The sequence below is a fragment of the Streptomyces sp. A3M-1-3 genome, from assembly GCF_024213665.1.
Lineage (GTDB): Bacteria > Actinomycetota > Actinomycetes > Streptomycetales > Streptomycetaceae > Streptomyces.
Genome location: NZ_JANAVP010000051.1, coordinates 1 through 24,395 on the forward strand (window position 1 = coordinate 1; position 24,395 = coordinate 24,395).

At 70.7% G+C, this 24,395-nt stretch carries 15 protein-coding genes; 6 read left to right on the forward strand and 9 right to left on the reverse strand.

Annotation, left to right across the window (positions count from 1 at the left end; translation table 11 throughout):
• From NLX86_RS33095 to NLX86_RS33105, 3 genes are all read right to left on the reverse strand, one after another.
• Positions 1-536, reverse strand: a 536-nt coding sequence (locus NLX86_RS33095) for a 2-oxoacid:acceptor oxidoreductase family protein (protein WP_254375528.1), incomplete at its 3' end; no start/stop codon positions are given.
• Positions 537-542: 6 nt separating this feature from the next.
• Positions 543-1,799: an ATP-binding protein gene (locus NLX86_RS34910; RefSeq protein WP_254375529.1), complete on the reverse strand. Its 1,257-nt coding sequence runs from the start codon at positions 1,797-1,799 to the stop codon at positions 543-545.
• 35 nt (positions 1,800-1,834) lie between these two features.
• The gene (locus NLX86_RS33105; RefSeq protein WP_254375530.1) at positions 1,835-2,371 is read right to left on the reverse strand and encodes a flavin reductase family protein; all 537 of its coding nucleotides are present in this window, start codon (positions 2,369-2,371) and stop codon (positions 1,835-1,837) included.
• Between the two features lie 231 nt (positions 2,372-2,602).
• Here NLX86_RS33105 and NLX86_RS33110 point away from each other — a divergent pair, with 231 nt between their 5' ends.
• Positions 2,603-4,198 carry an aspartate aminotransferase family protein gene (locus tag NLX86_RS33110; protein WP_254375531.1) on the forward strand — a complete coding sequence of 532 codons (1,596 nt, stop codon included), beginning with the start codon at positions 2,603-2,605 and terminating at the stop codon, positions 4,196-4,198.
• 358 nt (positions 4,199-4,556) lie between these two features.
• Here NLX86_RS33110 and NLX86_RS33115 read toward each other — a convergent pair whose 3' ends face one another.
• The 5 genes from NLX86_RS33115 to NLX86_RS33135 all read right to left on the reverse strand — a co-directional run bounded on the left by NLX86_RS33115 (position 4,557) and on the right by NLX86_RS33135 (position 9,709).
• Entirely contained in the window at positions 4,557-6,482 is a 1,926-nt protein-coding gene (locus NLX86_RS33115) for a BTAD domain-containing putative transcriptional regulator (RefSeq protein ID WP_254375532.1), read from the reverse strand.
• A gap of 313 nt (positions 6,483-6,795) precedes the next feature.
• Complete coding sequence (locus tag NLX86_RS33120) at positions 6,796-7,491, reverse strand: 4'-phosphopantetheinyl transferase superfamily protein (protein ID WP_254375533.1); 696 nt, start codon at positions 7,489-7,491, stop codon at positions 6,796-6,798.
• Positions 7,488-8,336 (reverse strand): metallophosphoesterase, encoded by an 849-nt coding sequence (locus tag NLX86_RS33125; protein WP_254375534.1) that lies wholly within the window; start codon positions 8,334-8,336, stop codon positions 7,488-7,490. Before NLX86_RS33125 ends, NLX86_RS33120 begins: the two co-directional genes overlap by 4 nt.
• A gap of 4 nt (positions 8,337-8,340) precedes the next feature.
• Positions 8,341-9,087, reverse strand: coding sequence for a thioesterase II family protein (locus NLX86_RS33130; protein ID WP_254375535.1), 747 nt, complete (start codon positions 9,085-9,087; stop codon positions 8,341-8,343).
• Between the two features lie 205 nt (positions 9,088-9,292).
• On the reverse strand, positions 9,293-9,709 hold the full coding sequence (locus NLX86_RS33135) for a nuclear transport factor 2 family protein (protein WP_254375536.1): 417 nt from the start codon (positions 9,707-9,709) through the stop codon (positions 9,293-9,295).
• A 285-nt stretch (positions 9,710-9,994) separates the two neighbouring features.
• On the opposite strand from NLX86_RS33135, the gene NLX86_RS33140 reads away from it, so the two are divergent.
• From NLX86_RS33140 to NLX86_RS33155, 4 genes are all read left to right on the forward strand, one after another.
• Positions 9,995-11,170 (forward strand): acyl-CoA dehydrogenase family protein, encoded by a 1,176-nt coding sequence (locus NLX86_RS33140; protein ID WP_254375537.1) that lies wholly within the window; start codon positions 9,995-9,997, stop codon positions 11,168-11,170.
• Between the two features lie 138 nt (positions 11,171-11,308).
• Positions 11,309-12,733 (forward strand): NAD(P)/FAD-dependent oxidoreductase, encoded by a 1,425-nt coding sequence (locus tag NLX86_RS33145; RefSeq protein ID WP_254375538.1) that lies wholly within the window; start codon positions 11,309-11,311, stop codon positions 12,731-12,733.
• Between the two features lie 100 nt (positions 12,734-12,833).
• Entirely contained in the window at positions 12,834-14,057 is a 1,224-nt protein-coding gene (locus NLX86_RS33150) for a cytochrome P450 (RefSeq protein ID WP_254375539.1), read from the forward strand.
• A 9-nt stretch (positions 14,058-14,066) separates the two neighbouring features.
• Positions 14,067-14,300: a ferredoxin gene (locus tag NLX86_RS33155; RefSeq protein ID WP_254375540.1), complete on the forward strand. Its 234-nt coding sequence runs from the start codon at positions 14,067-14,069 to the stop codon at positions 14,298-14,300.
• A gap of 260 nt (positions 14,301-14,560) precedes the next feature.
• On the opposite strand, the gene NLX86_RS33160 is transcribed toward NLX86_RS33155, so the two are convergent.
• Positions 14,561-14,944, reverse strand: a complete 384-nt coding sequence (locus NLX86_RS33160; RefSeq protein ID WP_254375541.1) for an SgcJ/EcaC family oxidoreductase — start codon at positions 14,942-14,944, stop codon at positions 14,561-14,563.
• 363 nt (positions 14,945-15,307) lie between these two features.
• Here NLX86_RS33160 and NLX86_RS33165 point away from each other — a divergent pair.
• Positions 15,308-24,395: type I polyketide synthase (locus NLX86_RS33165; protein WP_254375542.1), on the forward strand; the 9,088-nt coding region annotated here is incomplete at its 3' end.

Here is a 24,395-nt window from a genome sequence, read left to right on the forward strand (position 1 = left end):
TTGGACCGCTCGGCCTCCTTGCGGGAGAGCCCGAAGTCCTTCAGCGCCTCGACCGTCAGGGTCGTCAGCGGCACCGGGTGGACCTGGTAGCCGTCCAGTGAGCCGTCCTCCAGCGGCGAGGTGTCGTAGCCGACCTTGGCCATCGGCCGCTTGGTGAACTCATCCGTGTCGACGATGATCTCCGCACCCCGCGGCACATCGGCGATGTTCGCCTTCAGCGCGGCGGGGTTCATCGCGACCAGAACGTTCGGCGCGTCACCCGGGGTGAGGATGTCGTGGTCGGCGAAGTGCAGCTGGAACGACGAGACGCCCGGCAGTGTGCCGGCGGGCGCGCGGATCTCTGCGGGGAAGTTGGGCAGGGTGGACAGATCGTTGCCGAACGATGCCGTCTCCGAGGTGAACCGGTCACCGGTGAGCTGCATGCCGTCGCCCGAGTCCCCCGCGAAGCGGATGACCACCCGGTCCAGACGGCGCACCTCCTTCTCACCGGTGACTGACGCGGCAGCCCGAAGGGTCGGGGAGTCTTCAGCCGGCATCGCTACTCATGCGCCTTTCCGTTGCGGTGTCGGCGGGCGGATGGGCAGACGCGCGTCTACACGGGTGCCCCTTCCCGGCGAACTCTCCACCGTCAGCTGCCCGGCGATGTCTTCCATCCGTTCGGTCATCGAGCGAATCCCCTGACCGGCGTGGCCGGGCGCAAGTTCGCGCTCCGTGTCGAAGCCGCACCCGTTGTCGCTGACGCCTGCGTGGACCCACCATCGGGTGAACCGTATGCTCACCGCGATCCGATCTGCCTGCGCGTGACTGAGGCTGTTGTGCAGGGCTTCCCGGATCACCAGGTACAGGTCACGGCGCGGTGCGTCCGGCACGAGCCGCTCATTGCCTGTCACTTTAACGGCCACGTCGATGCCCGGCGGCGCGGTATCTGCCACGTACCGCTGGACTGCCTCGCGCAGGGGCGGCAGGGCGGAGTGCTCCACCAGCCCGGTCACCAGGCCCCGCAGCTGCTCCTGCGCCTGCACCAGCAATGCCTGTACGCCGAGTTCTGGCCGGCAGTCCGCCTCCGGGCGATGGGCCTCGAGGAGGCTGTCGGCGAGCCCGACGGCGGTTCTGAGGGAATGCCCGAGGTGGTCGTGCAGGTCACGGGCAATCCTGCGCCGCTCCTGCCAGCAGCAGTCCAGGGGGCCCTGGGGATCGGTGAAGTCACCATTTCGGCGTATCGCGCGCCCCAGCGCCTGCATGGCCTCCAGCGCCGCACGCGGAGCGGGACCGCTCGGACCGCTGCCGTTCCCCGGGGGGCCAGGGCTGCCGTCCAGGAGAGAGGCCAGCGCGCACTCCATCAACAGCGTTGCAGCCACGGTTTCCTGATGAGGTGCCACAGCCCGGCGGTCGGTGGCTGCGGGGGCCTCCGGCGCCGCACGGCGACCGGCGCCCGTCGCGTTCGCCAGGATCCGGCGGGCGTGGGCGACGAGCCCCGACCGCAAACCGGGGTCGTGCCGGTCCATGGGCTCGAGCACGGTCGGCAGCCGCGACTCGAAGTAGCGGACGACCGACTCGGTGTGCTCCTTCAGCAGCTCATTGACCGGCGCGGGAGAAGTGACGAAGGCAAGGGAGGGCGAGGACCCGGAACGGGCGGACGAGACCTGCGGCGGGTTCCCGGCGAACCCGGACACGGCTGCTGGGACCCGCTCGTGGGCCACCCGGGCCAGGCCGGCGTGAAGGGCGTCGGCGAAGGCTCTGCCGATACCGGAGGCGGAGTCCATGCCTTCCGCGGGGTGGGCGATGACAGGGGCTTGCACCCTGTCTGCGGATCCTGGGTGTCGCAACAGCCCGGTCATCGGACTGGCGAGACGGCATGCTGGAACGTGCCGTCGAAGAAGAGCAGGCCGTCACAGCCGGTGCCACGGCTGGACGTGACCACGTTGCCGACGAAGATCGTGTGGTCCCCGGACTCGTACGCTGCGTCAAGCCGGCACTCCAGCCAGGCCAGAGCACCCGACAGCAGCGGTGCACCGGTCTGAGGACCGGGCTGCCAGTCGACGTCCTCGAACTGGGCAGTGCCGAGCGGCCGCTGCTTGTCGGCGAAGAACCGGGCCAGCCCCTCCTGGTCGGCTGCCATGATGGAGACGCCGAAGTGCTTGGAGGAGGAGATGGCCCGGTGCATCACTGCGCTGTGGGCCACGGAGCAGAGCACGGAAGGCGGGTCGAGTGACACCGAGCTGAAGGCGTTGGCCGTCATGGCGTGCAGGTGCTCGCCTCCCACGCTGAGCACGGTGACCCCGGTGGCGAACCGGGCCATGACCTCGCGCAGCGGGGCGGGTGCCGCCGCCAAGGACGCGGTCGGTGTGGCCTCGGCGGATGCAGAATTCATGTCTCATGCCCCTCGGGTCCTGCATTGACTGCTGGAAAAGACATCCGACATCGTCCCGGCAATTCCTCACCGCCAGGTAACCGGTCGACCCGAGAAGCGGAGATGCGCCGATTACCGCACTGTGACCGAGGATTTCCGGCGGCCTGCGCGGGCGACCGGTAAGCTCGCCCCGGTGTGCCGAGTCGCGGCGATTGCATGGGCGACTCCTTCCTCGACGGAAATGAGGGCGATATGAATTCAACATCCGCAGAACCAGAACTCTCCGAGCCGTTTCTGCTCGGATGGCTGTCCTCGCTCGGGCTCGACGTCGAATACATACGCGGCGAAGGAAATACTCTCTACTTCCTCGGCGAGGACGGCAGGGAAGTACCTGTCCTCGACTTCGCCGGCGGCTATGGCTCACTGATCTTCGGGCACAACCATCCCGAGATCGTGGCGCATGCACAGAACCTGCTCGCCTCCCAGGTCCCAGTGCACGCGCAGTTCTCACGGCACCCGTACGCGAACGACGTCGCCCTGGCTCTGAACAAGATCATCAATCGCGAGCTGGGCACTGTCGAGCCCTACTCGGCCATCTTCGCCAACAGCGGCGCGGAAGCCGTCGAGGCCGCGGTCAAGCACGCCGAGCTGGACCGTGTACTGAGGGCCCAGGCGCTCGCCGAAGAGATCGACGCCCACTTCGAGGAGGCCAGGTCGGCCGTGCGCGGCGGTACCGCGGCCGTCTCCGCAGCCGCCCGTGCGCAGCTGGGCCTCGGCGGAGGCGAGAGCGGGGGCCCTGACAGCGCCGCCGTCGTACTGGAGGAGCTGGTGGCCGAGGTCACCCGCCGCAACGCGGAGCAGAGCTCCCGGCCCCCGCTTTTCCTCTCTCTTGAGGGCGCCTTCCACGGGAAGCTCGTGGGCAGCGTCCAGCTCACCCACAACGCGGGATACCGCACTCCGTTCACAGCGCTGGCCGCGCAGGCCCGGTTTGTCCCGCGCGAGCGGCCCGGAGCCCTCAAGGAGATCATAGAGAACAACCGGGCCGCAGTGCTCGACGTCGTCACGGAGGGTGGCGACATCCGTGTCGTTCCGCGCGATTTCCCGGTCTTCTGCGCGTTCGTGCTGGAGCCGATCCAGGGCGAGGGCGGCATCAATGTGATCTCGGAGGAATTCGCACGGGACATACAGGAGGTCTGCGCCACCGCCGATGTTCCGATCATCGTCGATGAGGTGCAGAGCGGGATGGGCCGCTCCGGAACTTTTCTGGCCAGTTCACAGGTTGGTCTGCGAGCCGACTACTACGTACTGGCCAAGAGCCTTGGCGGAGGTCTCGCCAAGTCCTCCGTCATGCTCGTGCGCAAGTCCCGCTATCGCGATGAATTCGAGCTGCTGCACAGCTCGACGTTCGCCAAGGATGCCTTCTCCTGCCACATCGCTCACAAGGTGCTGGACATGCTGGAGGCCGAGGACGGAAAGGCGTACCGGCTTGCCACCGAGCGCGGCGCCCGGCTGACGGAGATGTTCGAGGCCGTCCGCGCCGACTTCCCCCACGTCATCAAGGGCACCCGCGGCTTGGGCCTGATGCTCGGCCTGGAGTTCTCCGACCAGTCCGAGTCCACCTCGGAGCCCCTGCGTGAGCAGGCCGATTTTCTCGGATACGTCATCGCGGGGTACTTGCTGCGCGAGCACCGGATCCGCACCTTCCCCACGGCAAGCGCCGTGAACACCCTGCGTTTCGAGCCGTCGGTTCTCCTCACCGATGCCGAGATCGACCGGCTGGAGGCGGGCCTGCGTGCGGTGTGCGGCCTGCTTCGGGACCAGGACGGCGAGAGCCTCGTCCGGCTCTGAGCCCACCGGACCGTGAGCCGGGCGGCCGGGGCGGCGCACCCGTGGCCGTAGCCGGCTCCGGCCGCGGTGCCGCCCCACTGCCGGGCGCGGGGCCGGGCAGCCGGCACGTGCCTGCCGGGCAGCACCGCAGACGGCTGTCCGTACAACGCCGGACCCGCCCGCGCGGACAGCCGTCGCAGCTGTTCGCGTCCCGCGGCCGCGGGAGGCGCCCGACCGTCACGACACGGTGTGGCCGTGCCGGTCGGGAGGCTCCTCGCCGGCCCCGGCGGGCAGGCTCGCGCGAACCACACTGTCCCTGATCAGCCGCCTCTCCGTGGCGTCGGCCGTGTCATCGGGCACCACGAACGCCAGGAGCTGGTCAGTGACCGGGTCCGAGAACAGGCCGGGAGTGATCGTAGCGGGGGGCGCTTGCCGCCCAGCCCGTCCTGGGGGAGAGCAGCTCGGAGCACCCGCCGGCCACCACCAGGAACCGCCGCCGGGCGTCCGGCGCCTCGCCCGTCGTATCTCCGGTCAGGGGTCCGGGCCCGGGCGTCACGCCGGTTCGGGCCGCACGCTCCGGGACCGCCGGCGAATCCAGGCCGCTCAGCAGCCCCGCCGGTTCCCCGACACCGACCAGCCGGTGAACGGCGGGGGCGGGAGTACCGGGGAGGACGCCGTAGTAAGAGGCCGGCGGCTGGGCGTGCGGGCCGTGCTGACCGTCGCGCGCGCCACGCAGCAGCCACTGGCCAGGCGTGTCGCGCACCAGCTGGTAGTGCGCGGCCGCTCCGGTCGCGTCGCGGGTGCGCTCGCAGACCCACACTTCGCCCGGGGGCACCCGCGACAGCAGCAACTGCCCTGTGTCCAGCAGGCCGCCGCCGACCAAGGACGGCGTGCGCCGGCTGTCCGGGTCGAATCCGACGACCGCCACTCCTGTTGTCACCGCCACCCGCGGGACAAGTCCATGCGCGAATGCCCCGGCGAAATGGTCCGCGCGCTCTGCGGCGGGGCCCAGCGTGTCGCGTACCGCCTGGGCTGCGCGCACCGCTCGTTCCGCCATGCCCTCGCGCCGTCCGTCCACGCCGAACAGGCACAGGAACAGCGAGCCGATGCTGGTCACCACTGTCCCGCCGAAGTTCTCGACCTCCTCTCGGACGGTCAGGGCCACGGCCTGGAGTTCGGAGTCCAGCTCCTCGCAGTCGACGTGCTCGTCGGTCTTCCCGGCAAGGCGCGTGCGGATCAGAGCGAGGCTGACGGGCGCACGTTCAGTGGTCGCGGACCGCTGCGGCCGGACCACCGGGGCTGCTGTTCCGGCCGGCGTGCCCCGGACTCCCTCGGTACCCCCGGACCTCTGGGCTGCCTGCCGCCGCGGTACCTGGGACATCTGGGCCGCGGGCCACTGCCGCTGCACAACCGGGGCGCCCTCGGCCGGCCGCACGTGGAGCGGCCCGTGGCCCGCCGCGCCGCTTCCGGTCTGCACGGCCGGCGTGAGCACGACCGGCCAGGCGGGCTGGTGATCCGCGCCTACTCCTCTCAGGCCCGCCATGCGCGCCCCGCGCTGCGGCATACCGATGGTGGTCAGGGACGGGTCGTGGCTCAGGATCGCGTGCTGCAGCGACCTCAGTTCCGGGCCGGGCTCCAGTCCCAGGTCCTCGACCAACGCGGTTCGCGTGCGGTCGTACACCGCCAGGGCGTCGGCCTGCCGTCCGCACCGGTAGAGGGCGCGCATCAGCAGGGCGCACGAGCGCTCCCGGAGGCGCTCGGCCTCGACCATGGCCTGCAGGTCGGACAGGATCGCCTGGTGGCGCCCGCAGGCCAGTTCGGCCTCGACGTAGTCCTCCATCGCGTCCAGCCGCGCTCTGTCCAGGGCAGCCAGCTCGGGCCAGTCGGTCCCAGCCTCCACCAGGTCGGCGAGGGCGGGGCCACGCCATAGGGACATGGCCTCCCGCAGGTGCGTCGCCGCCGCCTCCGGGTCGCCCTCGGTGAGATTGCGCCGGCCCTCCTCCACCGTGCGGCGGAAGCGCTGCAGGTCGACCTGGTCGGGATCGACCCGCAGCCGGTAACCGGGGGCCTGGGTGAGCAGAGCGGGAGCGTCCGGGGAGGCGGCTGCGGCGGTCAGCACTCCGCGCAGCCCCCACACCGCGTTCTGCAGGATCTTCCGCGCCGAGACGGGCGCGTCGTCAACGGACCACAAGGCCCGGACCAGCTGACTGGTGGCTATCACCCTGTTGGCCTGCAGGAGCAGAAGACCGAGTGTGGCCCGCTGCCTGATGCCCCCCAGCGGGAGCGGCCGGCCGGCTTCGTCCATGGCTTCCAGAGGACCTAGCATTCGGAACCGCATTGAGTCGCCCCCCACTGCGAAAGATACCTCGTCGTCCCTTCAGGATGTGTGCAAAGGCCATTCCTCGCGGGTGTTCACGTTTGCGCGGGAAGGGCTTTGCGGCGGGCTGCCGACCCGCTTTCCGAAGGGGATGGTTCGGCCCAGCGTGGCCGATGGGTCTTAAAACACACTTAAGCTCAGATTGAGGAGAACACAGCGGCCGCGGACCTACGCCTTCGCTACCCGCACAGGGCATCCGGACTCAATTCCGAGGCACTTGGGGAAAGGAGAGAAGAACCGTTCAGCGGGCAGCCGGCGGCTGCTGGTTCGACGCGGGTACGGGTACGGCGATCGCCGTCACCAGCAGCCCGTTCCGCACCAGCCAGCGACCGGAGAATCCGGGCAGCGCCACGCCGATCACCGCCGGACCCGGCACGAGCAGCCGGGCCGTGAAGGTGCCCGCTTCGGGGTCGAGGGTGATCACCGCCTCCTCGAAGTCCAGCCAGCGTCCGGTGAGCGGAAACCACGCCTTGTAGGTGCTCTCCTTGGCGCTGAACACCAGCCGGTCCCAGTGCACTTCGGGGTAGCGCGCGGCCAGAGCCAGCAGCCGGGGGCGCTCCTCGGCCCGGGTGACCAGCCGCAACACGCCGTCGTCGTCGATGGGTTGGTTGGGCTCGGCGTCCATCCCGACCGTCACGAAGTCGGTGGCGCGGGCGACGGCGGCGGCTCGGTAGCCGTCGCAGTGCGTCATGCTGCCGACGAGCCCGGCCGGCCACAGTGGTTCCCCGCGGGTGCCACGCAGCAGCGGAACGGAGGCGGCTCCGAGCCGCCCCATGGCCTCGCGGGCACAGGCCCGTACGGTGGCGAACTCCCGGCGGCGCTTGTCCACCGCCCCGGCCACCAGTTCCGCCTCCGCGGGGAACAGCGGCGGGGGGACGTCCGGGTCACCGAAGGACTCCGCCACCGATACGGACACGGGCAGCAGTTCCTCGATCACGCCTTCCCCCCTGCCGCCGGCGCCCCGCTGAGAATCCGAACGGGCCGGCCCGGAGTCCCTTGGCGGCCACCCCACTCGCGCGGGTAGCCGAGGGACACCTCGTGGTGCGGCACCCCGTGCTGGTGGATGAGCCGGGGGATGTGCAGGTGACCGTAGACCACGGCCGCGGCCCGGAATCTGCGGTGCCAGTCCGCCGTGGCCTCGGTACCGCACCACAGCGCGAACTCCGGGTGGCGCAGGACCCGGGTGGGTTGGCGGATCAGCGGGAAATGACTGACCAGGACAGTCGGCAGCTCGTCCGCGACAGCGGCCAGCCTGGCCTCGGTCTCCGCCAGCCGGGCCCGGCACCATGCCTCACGGCTCGGATAGGGATCCGGGTGCAGCAGGTACTCGTCCGTGCACACCACCCCCGCCTCCTCGGCCAGACGCAGCGCCGCCGCCTTCGTACGGACTCCCGCCGGCCGGAAGGTGTAGTCGTACAGCAGGAACAGGGGGGCGACGGCGACCGGTCCCTGCGCGCCGCGCCAGACCGGGTACGGGTCCTCGGGGGTCACCACACCCAACCCCCGGCAGAGTTCGACGAGATGCCGGTACCGCCGCTCGCCCCGGAGCTGCACCGGGTCCGCGGGATGGGTCCACAACTCATGGTTGCCCGGCGCCCACACCACCTTGGCGAAACGGTCGCGCAGCAGGCCCAGGGCCCACACGAAGTCGTCAACGTGCTCCGCGACGTCGCCGGCCACCAGCAGCCAGTCGTCAGCGTTGCCCGGCCGCAGCCCGTTGACGACCTGTCTGTTGTCCTCGTAGCGCACGTGCAGATCGCTGATCGCCAGCAGATCGCCCATGCCGCTAGACCCGCGCCACAGTGCCGAGCCCCGTGGCAACGACCTCGGCCACGTCGCCCGCATTGTCGTCGAGATAGAAGTGGCCGCCGGGAAACACGTTGAGCTCGACTTCCCCGGCGAAGTGTTCACGCCAGCCCGTCGTCTCCTCGATCGGAACGACCGGGTCCGCATCCCCGACGAGCACAGTGAGCGGGGTGTCCACGGGAGCTCCGGGCTGCCACGCGTACGAGGCGAGAGCCCGGTAGTCGGAACGCAGCGCCGGCATGATCATGGCGACCAGCTCCGGGTCCTGAAGGACAGCGGCGCCCGTGCCGCCGAGTCTGCGTATCGCGGCCAGGATGGCCGTGTCGTCCGCCATCACGTCGTGCGGGTTAGGGCGTGGATCGGGAGCGCTGCGGCCGGACAGAAAGGTCCGCAGCGGGCCGGGGGCCGAGCGCGCCTGGACTCTTCGAGCGGTCTCGTAGGCGAGGACCGCCCCCATGCTGTGCCCGAAGAATGCGTACGGACGGGCCGTATGCGGCAGGATCTCCGCTGTGATCAGGTCGGCCAGCCGGGGGATGTCCTCAATCGCCGGTTCGAGTCGGCGATCCTGTCGGCCCGGATACTGCACGGCCAGCACGTCGACGGCCGGTGCCAGCCGACGGGAGAGCTGCACGTAGGTGCTCGCCGCGCCGCCCGCGTGCGGGAAGCAGAAGAGCTGCACGTCACCGTGCGGGGCCGGGCCGAAGCGCCGGAACCACGGACTGCCCATTTCCCTGTCCCCCTTGGGATCACTGTACGGAGCCTTCCGGGCAAGTGTCCGCAGAGGCGGGTGAGGGAGTCTTGCAGTCCGCTGAACTGGCAGGTGGGAGCGGGAGTCCGGTACCCGGGACTCCCGGAGACCGGGGGCACAGTCAGCAGCCCCCGAGCCGAGGTCGAGCATCCGGCTGGGGGCTGAGAGGGGCTGCGGTGCGGGATCAGCTGTCGAGCAGACTGCCGGCAACCGGACGGTCGATGGACATCAGCCAGCGTCCGTCCTCCAGGCGACGCAGCACGTCGGTGCAGTTGCCCGCGATGTGCAGCGGCTCACCGTCGGGGCCTGTGCCGTCGATGGTGAACTTGACGCCGATCAACGCGACATCGCCCGCGACGTACGAGTGGGTCACCTCGGCGACCAGGTGCGGCTTGGGGGCGAGGAAGTCCTTGAAGAACTGACGGCGCTTCTCACCGGTGAGGGGCTCACCCGAGAAGTTGGAGATCGAGTCCTCAAGGTAGAGGCGGTCGAACAGATCGCCGTCACCAGAATTGAAGACCTGAAGGAAGATCTCGTTCTGGATATCGGTGTCGGCTGTCAGGTCTGGATTGTCGATGTCGATATCAACAGTAAGACTCATGGAGGACATGCCCTGCTTTCTTGGCCTAGTTCGGACTGACTCAGAGCCGCCTGTGGGCAATCGGCGCGCGGCACTCCGCAACAGGGAGATGCTTCCCGGAATCCTAGCCACATCGGCCAATCATTCACTCACTGACGGGTAATGAGGACTTCGGAACGGCTGTGCACCGAATTACCGGAGCCTGACCGGACGGAGGGAAGCCGTGCGCTCTGCTCCGCTACAGTCGCGACAATGGTGAGGCCATTACGGGCCTTGATCTGCTGAAGTCACGGTTAAGGAGGCAGGATGGCCACGTCTGACAATGGTCTCGAGGCAATGCTTGAGGCGGTCAGGGGAATCGCTCCGGCGATCGCGGCTAACACCTACGAGGCGGAGACGCGCCGCTGGATTCCTGAAGAGAACATCGAGCTTCTGGAAAAGGCCGGAGTCTTCGGCATCGCCGTCCCGGAGCGCTTCGGCGGGCTGGACCTCCCGGTGGCCGACCAGGCCAGGATCCTGACCGAGATCGCCCGCAGCTGCGGTTCCACGAGCTGGGTGTCCATGGTGTGGATGTCAAGCGCGTGGATCGCCACGCTTTACCCGGACCGGGCCCAGGAGGAGATCTTCGCCAACGGCTCGGTGCGGATCTCTGGCGGCTTCACCCCGTCCGGCACGCTCGTGCCGACCGAGGGCGGCTACATCCTCAACGGCACCTGGCGCTTCAACAGCGGTGTGCGCGGCGCCGACTGGAACATCTGCGCCGCGCTCGTCGAGCGCCCGGACGGCACCCACGAAGAGCTGTTCGCCATCGTCCCGATCAAGGACGTCGGGATCGGCGACGACTGGAACGTCTTCGGTGCGGCCGGCACCGGCAGTGCCACCTCGACCGTGAAAGACGCGTTCGTGCCGGCCCACCGCATCGTCGACGTCTCGGTGTTCGACTCCTCCACCCGCGACCGGTGGAACCAGGATCTCAACGGCCGCAACTACAACCTGACCAGTTACATCCTGGCCACCTGCGCCCCCGTGTACATCGGTCTGGCGAAAGCCGCCCTGGACCTGTTCATCGAGCGGCTGCCGGGCAAGGGCATCACGTACACCGGCTGGACCGAGCAGCGCGAGCACCCGCACACGCAGCTTCAGGTGGCGATCGCGGCCAACAAGATCGCTTCCATCGAGGCGCTCCAGGACACCTGGCTGGAGACCATCCAGGGGAGGGAGGACGCGGGCGAGAAGCTGACCACCGAGGAGAAGGCCACCATCCGCGGTCAGGTCGGGTACGCCGTACAGACCACGAAGGAGGCGGTGGAGGCGCTCTACAACGTCAGCTCCGCGTCGACCATTCTGCGCAGCGGGGACTTCCAGCGCGTCTACCGCGACATCGCGGCGCTCTCGCTGCACGGTCTCCTGACGCCCGTGAGCTCGCTCGAGGCCCAGGGCCGTGTCCTGGTCGGCCTGGAGCCCGGGACGGACTACATCTGATCGGTCCCGGCCCGGCCGGTCCACACCCGGCCGGGCGGACACCCCCGGAGCGGCCCTGAATGCGGCCGCCGCCCGGATCGAAGCAAGAACGCCTCATGCCTCATTGGGCCAATTCTCAGAGAACCGGACGAGGACCTCATGACTTCTCACGCCGCCGATTCCACCCGCGGCTCCGACGGCCTGCTCGGACGCCGCTCCCTGCTCAAGGCATTCGGTGCGACTGCGCTGGCGGGCTCCCTGGGCACGCTCACCGCCGGTACAGCGCGGGCCGCCGGGGGGGTCGAGGACGCGATCGTGATCGGCGCAGGCTACGCCGGTGCCACCGTGGCGCGTGAGCTCGCGCTCAAGGGCCTGCGGCCGCTCGTACTCGAAGCCCGCGACCGCGTCGGCGGCCGGATCTGGACCGATACCTTCGCCGGCGAGCAGGTCGAGATAGGAGGTGGCTGGCTCGGCCCGCAGCAGACCCTGGTCCACCGGGAACTGGAGCGCTACGGCATGGCCACCTACGTGGACGTGAAGCCCGATCAGGTGGTCCTGCCCGCCGAGACCGGCTACCAGACCATGACCCCGGAGGAAGCCGGAGCCACCCTGGATCCGCTGTGGGGCCGCTTCTACGAGGGCTCGCAGAACTACTTCGAGCGCCCCCAGGAACCGCTCTTCCGCAAGGACCTGCTGGTTGACGTCGACCCGCTCTCACTGCAGGACCGGCTCGACCAGCTCGGGCTCTCCCCGTTGGAGCGCAAGTGGCTGAGCGGTGAGACCTCCGTGTATTCCGGCGGCCTCAGCTCAACCGGCTCGCTGACCGGGATGGCCCAGTGGATCCAGCTCTCCGGTGGCTCCTACGGCACGTACAGCACCACCATGAGCCTGAGGCCGGTGGGCGGCATGACCGTACTGCTCCAGGCCATGCTCGACGAGTCCCAGGCCACCGTCCAGCTCAATTCTCCCGTCGCCGGGATCACCGAGTCCGACGGACTGGTAACGGTCCGGCTGGCCTCGGGGCGGAGCCACACCTCGCGTGTGGTCGTCGTGGCGACACCGACCAACGTGTGGAAGTCCATCACCTTCGCCCCCGGTCTGCCCCCGGCACACACCCAGGCCGCCACGCAGGGCATCGGCGTGCCGCACGCGACCAAGATGTGGATCCAGATCCGCGGCCAGGTTCCGGCCGCTGTGGCCCAGGCCCCCGAGGGATCCCCGATCCTCATGATCGTGCCTCAGGCGCAGACGGCCGAGGGCCGTCTCGCCGTCGCTTTCACCGGCCCCTCGCTTGACGTCAGCAGCGCATGGAAGGTCCAGGAGGCCGTCCAGCAGCTCCTCCCGGGCAGCACGCTGGTCCGGTACCGCGCGATGGAGTGGCACAAGGAGAAGTACACGGCCGGAGGGTGGGGTCTGCGCCGGCCCAACCAGCTGCTCCAGCTCTTTCCGGGGATCGAGGAGCCGCACGGCCGCCTCGTGTTCGCGGGCGCAGACATCGCCCAGGGCTGGCACGGCGCCTTCATCGAGGGCGCGATCGAGTCAGGCCTGCGGGCCGCCACGCAAGCCGCGGCACTGGCGGCCTGACCCCGGGTCAGAGCGCCGGCAGCGTCACAGACTCACCTCCATCCAACCCACGACAGCGAATTGCGTGGTGCTTCCACGCGACGCAACAAGGAGCACAGTGATGACCGATTCGTCGCTGCCCACCGAATTGTTCGGCTACGATTACTACCAGAATCCATATCCGGCCTTCCAGTGGCTTCGCGAGAATTCTCCGGTCCATGAGTTCCGTTTTCCGGTCGGTGATGTCCGCACGTGGATCGTCTCGCGGTTCGACGATGTGCACGCACTGCTGGGCGACCCCCGCTTCAGCAATGACGCCGAAGCGTACGCAAGTCAGGAGTTCCTGGACTCGGGTATGGTGCTCGGCGCCGACACGGTGGTCTCCCGCATCCTGACGGTGCTCGACCCCCCGGACCACACCAGGGTGCGCAAACTTGCCATGGGCGCCTTCACACCCCGCCGCGTCGCGCAGTGGAAGGAGCCCACCGCGCGGATCGTGGCCTCGGCACTGGACCGCCTGGAGAAGTCCGAGAACCCCGATGCCGTGGAATACGCGAGCGCCATCCCGGCCGAGGTGATCGGCGAGATCCTCGGCATTCCGCTGGACCGCTACAACGACATGCTGGACGCCATCGACCGGGCCTTCCGGCCGGGCGACGACAAGGACGCGATCAGCCGCGCCTTCGAGGAGATCGCGGAGTACGGCCGCGACTTGATCCGCGAGAAGCGCAAGTCGCCGGGCGACGACCTGATGACGGTGTTCATCCAGGCACGCGACGGCGACGACCGCCTCAACGAGGACGAACTGGTCGCCATGCTGGCGCTGATGATCATGGCGGGTCTGGACACCACCCGGAACCTCATCGGTTCGGCCATCCTCCACCTGCTGGACCACTCGGGACAGCGCCGCCGGCTGGCTGAGCAGCCCGAGCTGATGCCTTCTGCGGTGGAGGAGTTCCTTCGCTACGACGGTGCCCTGACAGTCGGTCTGTTCAGGTTCGCCAAAGAGGACATGGAGTTCGCAGGCACCCCGCTCCCGGCCGGTGCGCCCATCGTGGCCGCCCTCCAGTCCGCCAACCGCGACCCGGAACGGTTCACCGACCCGGACCGCCTGGACATCACCCGGAACGGTCCGCGCCACCTCGGCCTCGGCCACGGGCTGCACAACTGCCTCGGCGCCGCGCTGGCCCGGGTAGAGGCAGGGATCGCCATACCAGCCGTCTTCGAGCGCTTCCCGAACCTGGCACTGGCCGTCCCGCGCAACGAGATCACATACAGCGAGAACTGGCTGCTGCGTGGCCTGACAGCCCTCCCCGTCCATCTCTACGGCGCGGACACGCGCTGATCCCGGGAGGTGGTCTCCATCAAAGTGGCACTGCGGATCGACAAGACGCTGTGCGCAGGTACGGGCCTGTGCGTCGCGATGGACCGCCGGCTGTTCCGGCTCTCGGACGACGGGGCCGGCGAGCCGGTGAGGGCCGAACTGTATGCCGCGGAGGACATCGCGGCAGCCATGGACGTGGTCGAGTGCTGCCCGACCGAGGCCATCGTCCTCACCCGGGCTGAGGAGGACGGCAGCCCTGAGTAGCCCTGGTGCGCTGCCGCAAACACGTCAGGCGCCTGTGCCCCGCCGAACGCCCTCGGCGGGGCACAGGCGCCCTATGCGGACCAGGCGGGCGGGCGGAGACGCACAGCCGCGGCCGGCCGCCCGGCCACGACGCGAGGCCGGACGTGGGACCGAGGGCTTCCTCAGGATCTCTGGAGCGTCCGGCTGCGTCTGTTCGCGGGGAGTCCGCGGCTCCTGATCCGCTCCCCGGGGGACCGGGGACCGAGCCAGGAGCAGGAAGCCTACTTGACCTGCTCGCCGTAGGGGTCGTCGATCGCGTATCGCCAGTTGCCGTCCTCGCCGAGGCGCAGCACATCGACGCCGGCACCCTCGAGGTGCTCGGGCTCGCCGTTCTCGTCCGTGGTGTCGATCTTCCAGTCGACGATCAGAAGCGCGGTGTCGCCCGTGACGTAGACCTGGCGGGCGACGGCCGTCATCTTGGGATTGCTGGCGAGGAACTCCTTGACGGAGTCGATCCGCTCCTGGCCGGTCAGAGGGTTGCCCGGCTCCCAGACGGCTATGGCCTCTTCGGTGTACATCGCGTTGACCGCGTCGGCGTCGCTCCGGTTGAACGCCTCGACGTAGAGCGCGGTGTGCTTTTCGACATCGCTGGTGAGCTGTGCCATGACGAACTGCTCCCATCTTTCTATTGAATGGGTTATCGCGGGAATCGCATCATGACAGTATCCGGACCATTTCAACCCATGACCATTCGTCAGTAATGGGCGGCTCATGGGCGGGCGGTCCCGCCGGATTACCGCGCCGTGGACGATCCCTGGAGGGCTGCGGAGAAACGCCTCCGTATGATCGACCAGCGGTTTTCTTGATGAACGGCCGCCTTCTTGACCCGACGTCAGGAATGGGCCGACCGACCGCTCAGCGCGTTGCCAGGGTGTTCGGGCACGGAGGCTTGCCACAGCCGGCCACAAGCATTTTCCGAGACTCCTGGGCCGTTCAGAAATTCAGCCATGAAAGGGCAGCCGAGCGCGATGACGAAGCAGCACGATAGGGACGGTGCCGAGGCGCACAGCAGCCAGGGCGAGGCAATCGCCGTCGTCGGACTGTCCTGCCGCCTTCCTCAAGCATCGGACCCGGCGGCGTTCTGGGACTTGCTGCGCGACGGCACCAGTGCCATCACCGAGGCGCCGGAGGGGCGGTGGGAGTCCCGATCCGGCCGCCCAGCCGGATCGTCCAGTATCCGCAGGGCCGGCTTCCTCGACGGCATAGGTGAGTTCGACGCCGCGTTCTTCGGCATCTCGCCGCGGGAGGCGTCCGCGATGGACCCGCAGCAGCGGCTGGTTCTCGAACTCGCCTGGGAGGCCCTGGAGGACGCGGGCGTCGTCCCGGCCGATCTGAAGGACACCCGGACCTCGGTATTCGTCGGCACCCTTCGCGACGACTACGCAAGCCTGGTCAGCCAGTACGGCGAGCAGGCCATCACCCAGCACACGATGACCGGCGTCAACCGCGGCGTCATCGCCAACCGGGTTTCGTACTACCTGGGACTGCGCGGCCCGAGCCTCACCGTGGACGCCGCCCAGTCCTCCTCGCTGGTCGCCGTGCACCTCGCCTGCGAGTCGCTGCGCTCCGGTGAGTCCTCGATGGCCATCGCCGCCGGCGTGAACCTCAACATCCTGCACGAGAGCGCCGTCACCGAGGAGCGCTTCGGCGGCCTCTCCGCCGACGGCACCGCGTACACCTTCGACGCCCGCGCCAACGGCTTCGTCCGGGGCGAGGGCGGCGGCGCTGTCATCCTCAAGCCGCTCGCCCAGGCCCTCGCCGACGGCGACCGCGTCTACGGCGTCATCCGCGCCTCCGCCGTCAACAACGACGGCGCCACCCCCGGCCTCACCGTGCCCAGCCAGACCGCCCAGGAGCTGGTGCTGCGCGAGGCGTACCGGAAGGCCGGGACAGACGCTGAGGCCGTCCAGTACGTGGAGCTGCACGGCACCGGCACCCCGGTCGGCGACCCCGTCGAGGCCGCCGCGCTCGGCGCGGCTCTCGGCACGCGCCGCAAACCCGGCAACCCGCTGATGGTCGGCTCGGCCAAGACCAACGTCGGCCACCTCGAAGGCGCGGCGGGCATCGTCGGTCTGCTCAAGGCGCTGCTCAGCATCATGCACCGGCAGCTCCCCGCGAGCCTGAACTTCGCCACCGCCAACCCGGACATCCCCCTCGGTGAACTCGGCCTGTCCGTCCAGCACGAGCTGACCGACTGGCCGCGCCCGGACCGCCCGCTGGTGGCCGGTGTCAGCTCCTTCGGCATGGGCGGCACCAACGCCCACATCGTGCTGGCCGAGGCCCCCTCCCCCGCGGCGGGCGCGGAGCGGGCCGCAGCGCCCCCCGCCGTCCAGCCGTGGACCATCACGGGCCGGGGCCAGTCCGCCCTGCGCGCCCAGGCCGCCAAGCTGCGTGAATTCATGGCTACTGCACCCGAGTTGGACCCGGCCGACGTGGGCTGGTCCCTGGCCACGACGCGTACGGCCTTCGCACACCGCGCGGTCGTACTCGCCGATTCCCGGGCCGGGCGGCTGGACGCCCTTGATGCCCTCGCCGCTGGTCTCCCCTCACAGGACGTGGTCTCCGGCTCCGTCGAGCCCGGCGGGCTCGGCATCGTCTTCACCGGCCAGGGTGCCCAGCGGGCGGGCATGGGCCAGGAGCTGTACGAGACCTTCCCGGTATTCGCGGAGGCCTTCGACAGGGTGACCGCTGCCCTCGACCCGCTGCTGGACCGCCCCCTTCGTGAGGTGATCGCCTCCGGCGAGGGCCTGGACGAGACCGGTTTCACTCAGCCCGCGCTGTTCGCGGTCGAGGTGGCACTCTTCCGTCTGGCCGAGTCCTGGGGTGTACGCCCGGACTACCTTGCGGGCCACTCCATTGGTGAGCTGGCCGCCGCCCATGTGGCAGGGGTGTTCTCCCTGGAGGACGCGGCGAGGCTGGTGGCGGCGCGGGCACGGCTGATGCAGGCGCTGCCGGCCGGCGGCGCGATGGTCTCCGTACAGGCCACGGAGGCGGAAGTGCTGCCGCTGCTGGCCGGGCGGGAGTCCACGCTCGCCATCGCGGCGGTCAACGGTCCGGGCGCCGTGGTGGTCTCGGGTGACGAGGATGCCGTGCTTGCGGTGCAGGAGCAGCTGGCCGCGCTGGGCCGCAAGACCAAGCGGCTGGCGGTCTCGCACGCCTTCCACTCGCCGCACATGGACCCGATGCTGGAGGAGTTCCGGAGCACCGCCGCCGGGCTGACCTTCAACGCCCCCCGGATCGCGGTGGTCTCGACCCTGACCGGCAAGGTCGCCGAGGGACGGGAACTGCAGTCCGCCGACTACTGGGTCGACCAGGTCCGCGGCGCTGTCCGGTTCGCCGACACCGCCCGCACCCTGGAGGCCAAAGGCGTCACCACCGTCCTCGAACTCGGCCCCGACGGGATCCTGTCGGCCATGGTCGCCGACTCCGTGAACGGCCAGGACACGACCGCCGTCCCCGCCCTGCGCAAGGGCCGCGGCGAGGTCCGCACCCTGCTGACCGCCCTCGCCTCCGTCCACGTCCGCGGCGGAGTCGTCGACTGGGCCCGCGCCTTCCAGGGCACCGGCGCCCAGCGCGTCAGCCTGCCCACCTACGCCTTCCGGCGCCGGCACTATTGGGTGGACGGTGCGGCCCGTACGAACGCTCCCCTCCCCGCCCTGGCCCCCCGCCCCGAGCCCACGGCCCCCACCCCACGCGGCGAACTGGGCGAGCGGCTCGCGGCCCTGTCCCAGGCCGAACGCGAGCGCGCCGTACGCAAGCTTGTGTCCGCGCACATCGCAGCCGTACTCGAATACAAGCCAGGGCAGCAGACCGAGCTGCGCCTGCCGTTCAAGGAGCTGGGCTTCGACTCGCTGATGGCGGTCGAGCTGCGCAACGCACTGAGCACGGCCACCGGCCTGCGGCTGCCCAGCGGCCTGCTCTTCGACCACCCGACGCCTGAAGCCCTCATCGCCTACATCGAGGGTGAACTCGTCGGCTCCGCCGCCCTCGGCGACGACCGCTTCACCGCGTCCGCCACCGACGACGGCGAGCCCGTCGCCGTCATCGGCGTGGCCTGCCGCTATCCGGGCGGTGTCGCCACCCCCGAGGACCTGTGGCAGCTGGTCGCCGAGGGCGGCGACGCCATCTCCGGCTTCCCGACCGACCGGGGCTGGGACGAGGACCTGTACGACCAGGACCCGGATCGTTCCGGCAAGAGCTCCGTGCGCGAGGGCGGCTTCCTCCACGAGGCGGGCGCGTTCGACGCGGCGTTCTTCGGTATCTCCCCGCGCGAGGCCCTGGCCATGGACCCGCAGCAGCGGCTCCTGCTGGAGACGGCGTGGGAGGCAGTGGAGCGCGCCGGCCTCGACCCCCGATCGCTCACAGGCAGCCGCACCGGTGTCTTCGTCGGCGCCACCGCGCTCGACTACGGCCCGCGCATGCACGACGCCGGGGACGATGTCGCCGGACACCTGCTGACCGGCACCACCTCCAGCGTCATGTCCGGCCGTATCGCCTACCAGCTCGGCCTGGTGGGCCCGGCCGTCACCATCGACACCGCCTGCTCCTCCTCGCTGGTCGCCCTGCATATGGCGGTCCGCTCGCTGCGCTCGGGCGAGTCGAGGCTCGCCCTCGCCGGCGGCGCGACCGTGATGTCCTCGCCCGGCATGTTCGTGGAATTCTCCCGGCAGCGCGGCCTGGCCGCCGACGGCCGCTCCAAGCCCTTCTCCTCCACCGCCGACGGCACCTCCTGGGCCGAGGGCGTCGGCCTGCTCCTCGTCGAGAAGCTGTCCGACGCGCGGAAGAACGGCCACCAGGTGCTCGCCGTCATCCGCGGCACCGCCGTCAACCAGGACGGCGCCTCGAACGGCCTCACCGCCCCCAACGGCCCTTCTCAGCAGCGCGTCATCCGCCAGGCCCTGGCTGACGCCCGGCTCACCCCGGCCGACGTGGATGCCGTCGAGGCGCACGGCACCGGCACCAGGCTCGGCGACCCCATCGAGGCCGACGCCCTGCTCGCCACCTACGGCCGTGGCCGCGGCGACCGCGCCCCGGCCTACCTGGGCTCGCTCAAGTCCAACATCGGCCACGCACAGGCCGCCGCCGGCGTCGGCGGTGTCATCAAGATGATCGAGGCGATGCGTCACGGCGTACTGCCCCGGACCCTGCATGTCGACGAGGCCACCTCGCACGTCGACTGGAGCTCCGGCGCGGTCGAGCTGCTGACCGAACCGCGGCTGTGGCCGCAGACCGACCGACCGCGCCGCGCCGCCGTCTCCTCCTTCGGCATCAGCGGCACCAACGCCCACGTCATCATCGAGCAGGCGGCGGACGAGGGCAGCGGCGCCCGGACCCAGCCGGACGCCTCCGCGCCCGTACTGGCCTTCCCCGCGCCGTGGGTGGTCTCCGCCCGCGACGAGACGGCCCTGCGCGCCCAGGCCGCCCGCCTGCACGCACTGGTCGAGGGCGCGGACGAGCTGCGCCCCGCCGCCCTCGGCCACGCGCTGGCCACCACCCGGACCGCCTTCGAGGAGCGGGCCGTCATCACCGGCTCCACCGGTGCGGAGTTCCTCTCCGGGCTCGCCGCGCTCGCCCGGGGCGGGCAGGCCCCGAACCTGATGACGGGCTCCGCCGCCCGCACCGGCAGGACCGCCTTCCTCTTCACCGGCCAGGGCGCCCAGCGCTGCGGCATGGGCCAGGAGCTGTACGCATCCCACCCGGTGTTCGCCAAGGCTCTGGACACCGTCCTCGCGGAACTGGACCAGTACCTCGAACGTCCGCTGCGTGAAGTGATGTTCGCCGTGGAGGGCAGCGAGGACGCCGCCCTGCTGCACCAGACCACCTACACCCAGCCCGCGCTGTTCGCGATCGAGGTCGCCGTCTTCCGAGTGCTGGAGCACCACGGGCTCACCCCCGACCTGCTGGCCGGCCACTCGATCGGCGAGCTGGCCGCCGCCCACGCGGCCGGTGTCCTGGCGCTGGCGGACGCGGCGAAGCTGGTGACGGCCCGCGGCCGCCTGATGCAGTCCGCGCGCCCGGGCGGTGCGATGATCGCGATCCAGGCCGCGGAGGCCGAACTCGCACCCACTCTGGCGGGCCACGAGAGGGCGGTGTCCATCGCCGCGGTCAACGGCCCCGCCTCCGTGGTCATCTCCGGCGACGAGAGAGTCGCCGAGGAGATCGCCGCGCACTGGAGCGGTCAGGGCCGCAAGACCCGCCGTCTGACGGTCAGCCACGCCTTCCACTCGCCGCACATGGACGACGTGCTGGAGGAGTTCCGGGCCGTCGCGGCCGGACTGGACTTCCACGAGCCGTCGATCCCCATCGTCTCCACCGTCACCGGTGAGCCGGTCACCGCCGGACAGCTCACCTCGCCCGACTACTGGGTGAGCCAGATCCGCGAGGGAGTCCGCTTCCTGGATGCTGTCCGCGGCCTGAACGAGGAGGGCGCCACGGTCTTCGTCGAGGTCGGCCCCGACGCCGTACTGAGCGCGCTCGCCCAGAGCGCCCTGGCCGAGCAGCCCGTCACCGCCGTCGCGCTGCTGCGCGCGGGACGTCCCGAGGCCGAGACGCTGACCGCCGGGATCGCCCTCGCCCACGCGTCCGGTGCCCCGCTGGACGCCGCGTCGTTCTTTCCCGGCGCGGGCCGCGCCGAACTGCCGACGTACGCCTTCCAGCGCGAGCACTACTGGCTGGCGCCCCAGCCGCGTACCGACGCGCGCAGCCTGGGCCTGGACGTCGCCCGTCACCCACTGCTGGCCACCACCGTCGCACTCGCCGACCGGGAGGACGTGCTGCTCACCGGACGGCTCTCCCTGAGCAGTCACCCGTGGCTGGCCGACCACGCCATCAGTGGCACTGTCCTGATGCCTGCCACCGGCTTCCTGGAGCTGGCCCTCGCAGCGGGCGACCAGGTCGCCGCCGGGACGGTGCAGGAGCTGACCCTGCAGACGCCGCTGGCCCTGCCCGAGCGCGGCGGGGTCCGCGTCCAGGTCGCAGTCGGCACCGCCGAGGCTTCCGGCAGCCGCCCGTTCACGGTCCACTCGCGCCCGGACACCGGTGACGACGAGCTCCGGCCGTGGACCCTGCACGCCTCCGGCGCGCTCGGTCCGGCCGCTGAGCGGCCGGGCACCGAGGACCTGGGCGCATGGCCGCCGACCGGCGCCGTCCCCGTGCCGCTGGACGACGCCTACGCGCGGCTGGCTGCACTCGGTTACGAGTACGGGCCCGCCTTCCAGGGACTCCAGGCGATCTGGCGCAAGGGCCAGGACGTGTACGCCGAGGTCCGCCTGCCCGAGGAGCACCAGGCGGGCGCCGGGCACTTCGGGGTCCACCCCGCGCTGCTCGACGCCGTGCTGCACCCGCTGGTGCTGGACGCCGCCGACCCGGACGAACCCGGCCGTATCCGGCTTCCCTTCAGCTGGGCCGACGTCGTCCTGCATGCCGCCGGCGCGACCGCTCTGCGGGTCCGGATCTCCCCGGCCGGTACCGACACCGTGGCCATCGACCTCGCTGACCCGACCGGTGCGCCCGTCGCTTCCATCGGCGCCCTCACGCTGCGTCCGGTCGACAGGACGGCGCTCGCCGCGCCCACCGCGAGCGGCGCGGGCGAATCCCTGTTCACCGTGGAGTGGACGGCCGTCCCCGCCCCGCAGGCCCCGCAGGCCATTTGGGCCCGCACCGACGGCGACACGCTGCCGGAGGGCGACGCCGCCGAGGTCGTCGTCGTCACCCCGCCGACGGCCGTCGCGGACACCGATCCGGCCAGCGCCGCCCGAGCCGGGGCGCGGCGCGCACTGCGCCTGGTGCAGGGCTTCCTGTCCGAGGAGCGGTTCGAGAACTCCCGCCTGGTGTTCGTCACCCACGGCGCCGTGGCCACGTCGCAGGGCGAGGAGGTCGCCGGTCTGGTGTCCGCCCCGGTCTGGGGTCTGCTGCGCTCCGTGCAGACCGAGCACCCGGACCGCTTCGTCCTCGTCGACCTCGACGGCCCCGTCACGGACGACGTCCTGGCCGCGGCCGTGGCCACCGGCGAGCCGCAGGTCGCGGTACGCGGGGGGGAGCTGCGGGCCCCCAGGCTGGCCCGCGCGGGTCAGCACGGCCGGTCCGCCGCGCCCGCCCTCGACCCGGCCGGCACCGTGCTCATCACCGGCGGCACCGGCGGTCTGGGCGGCCTGTTCGCCCGCCACCTGGTTACCGAGTACGGGGTCCGACACCTGGTGCTCAGCAGCCGCCGCGGCCCGGCGGCCGCGGGCGCGCAGGACCTGGCCGCCGCACTCACCGGCCTCGGCGCCACCGTGGACGTGGTCGCCTGCGACGCGGCCGACCGCGAGTCGGTCGCCGCCCTGCTGGACAGCATCCCGGCCGAGCACCCGCTGACCGCCGTGGTGCACACCGCAGGGGTGCTGGACGACGGCACGGTCGAGTCGCTCTCCCAGGATCGGCTCGACGCCGTGCTCCGCCCGAAGACGGACGCCGCCTGGCACCTGCACGAGCTGACGAAGGACCAGCCCCTGGCCGCCTTCGTGCTGTTCTCCTCCGTCTCGGGCATCACCGGCACCGCGGGGCAGTCGAACTACGCGGCTGCCAACACCTACCTCGACGCGCTCGCCGCGCACCGCCGGGCAGCCGGGCTGGCCGCCACCTCGCTCGCCTGGGGCCTGTGGGACGGCACGTACGGCATGGGCGGAACCCTCACCGAGACCGGCCTCGCCGGCTGGACCCGCGTCGGCATCTCGCCGCTGACGCCCGAGCAGGGACTGGCGCTGTTCGATGCCGCGCTGGCCGGACAGGGCGCGCTGTACGTGCCGGCCGCGTTCGACCTGGCGAAGTTCAAGAACGCCGACGCGCTGCCGTCCGCGCTGCTGCGAGGTCTGGTCCGCGCCCGCGCCCGTACACGCGCTGCCGCGCCGGGCGCCGCGGACTCCGGCGGTTCCTCCTGGGTGCGGCGGATCGCCGCGCTCCCCGAGGACCAGCGCAAGGACGCCGTGGTGGAACTCGTCCGCGGAGTGGTCGCCGGTGTGCTGGGTCATGCCAACGCCACCACCATCGACCCCGACCGGGCCTTCAAGGAGATCGGCTTCGACTCGCTCGCCGGTGTCGAGCTGCGCAACCGCCTGAACAGCGCGACCGGTCTGCGGCTGCCCGCCACAGCCGTCTTCGACCACCCGTCGCCCGCGGTGCTGGCCGCCTTCCTGCTGTCGAAGGTGTCAGACACCCGGGGCGTGCCGGCGCGCCAGGTCCCCCGTACGGCGGCGGCGGACGAACCCATCGCGATCATCGGCATGGCCTGCCGCTACCCGGGCGGAGTGTCCTCGCCCGGGGACCTCTGGCGACTGGTCGCCGACGGCGTCGACGCGATCAGTGAATTCCCGGTCAACCGCGGATGGAACCTCGACGAGCTGTACAGCCCCGACCCGGAGAAGACCGGTACGTCCTACGTCCGCCACGGCGGCTTCCTGCACGAGGCCGACCAGTTCGACCGCGAGTTCTTCGGCATCTCGCCGCGCGAGGCGACCGCGACCGACCCGCAGCAGCGCCTGCTGCTGGAGACCGCGTGGGAGACCTTCGAGAGCGCAGGCCTGGACCCGGCGTCCGTCCGCGGTTCCCGCACCGGGGTCTACACCGGCGCGATGTACGACGACTACGCCTCCCGGCTGTCCGGCACCCCGCAGGAGTTCGAGGGATTCCTGCTCGCGGGCAACCTCTCCAGTGTCGTCTCCGGCCGCCTCTCCTACACGTACGGTCTGGAGGGTCCGGCCGTGACCGTCGACACCGCTTGCTCCTCCTCGCTGGTGGCCCTGCACCTGGCCGCGAACGCGCTGCGCTCCGGCGAGTGCGACCTGGCGCTGGCCGGCGGTGTCACCGTGATGGCGGGACCGCACGTCTTCATCGAGTTCTCCCGGCAGAGCGGCCTGGCCCGCGACGGCAGGATCAAGTCCTTCGCCGCGGCCGCCGACGGCACGGCCTGGTCCGAGGGGGTCGGCCTGCTGCTGGTCGAGAAGCTGTCGGACGCGCGGCGCAACGGCCACCGGGTGCTGGCCGTCGTACGGGGCTCCGCGGTCAACCAGGACGGCGCCT

Coding starts and splice junctions, on each gene's coding strand:
- NLX86_RS33105 (WP_254375530.1), bottom strand. CDS start 2,371: ATGAATTCTGCATCCGCCGAGGCCACACCGACCGCGTCCTTGGCGGCG.
- NLX86_RS33110 (WP_254375531.1), top strand. CDS start 2,603: ATGAATTCAACATCCGCAGAACCAGAACTCTCCGAGCCGTTTCTGCTC.
- NLX86_RS33115 (WP_254375532.1), bottom strand. CDS start 6,482: ATGGACGAAGCCGGCCGGCCGCTCCCGCTGGGGGGCATCAGGCAGCGG.
- NLX86_RS33125 (WP_254375534.1), bottom strand. CDS start 8,336: ATGGGCGATCTGCTGGCGATCAGCGATCTGCACGTGCGCTACGAGGAC.
- NLX86_RS33130 (WP_254375535.1), bottom strand. CDS start 9,087: ATGGGCAGTCCGTGGTTCCGGCGCTTCGGCCCGGCCCCGCACGGTGAC.
- NLX86_RS33135 (WP_254375536.1), bottom strand. CDS start 9,709: ATGAGTCTTACTGTTGATATCGACATCGACAATCCAGACCTGACAGCC.
- NLX86_RS33140 (WP_254375537.1), top strand. CDS start 9,995: ATGGCCACGTCTGACAATGGTCTCGAGGCAATGCTTGAGGCGGTCAGG.
- NLX86_RS33145 (WP_254375538.1), top strand. CDS start 11,309: ATGACTTCTCACGCCGCCGATTCCACCCGCGGCTCCGACGGCCTGCTC.
- NLX86_RS33150 (WP_254375539.1), top strand. CDS start 12,834: ATGACCGATTCGTCGCTGCCCACCGAATTGTTCGGCTACGATTACTAC.
- NLX86_RS33160 (WP_254375541.1), bottom strand. CDS start 14,944: ATGGCACAGCTCACCAGCGATGTCGAAAAGCACACCGCGCTCTACGTC.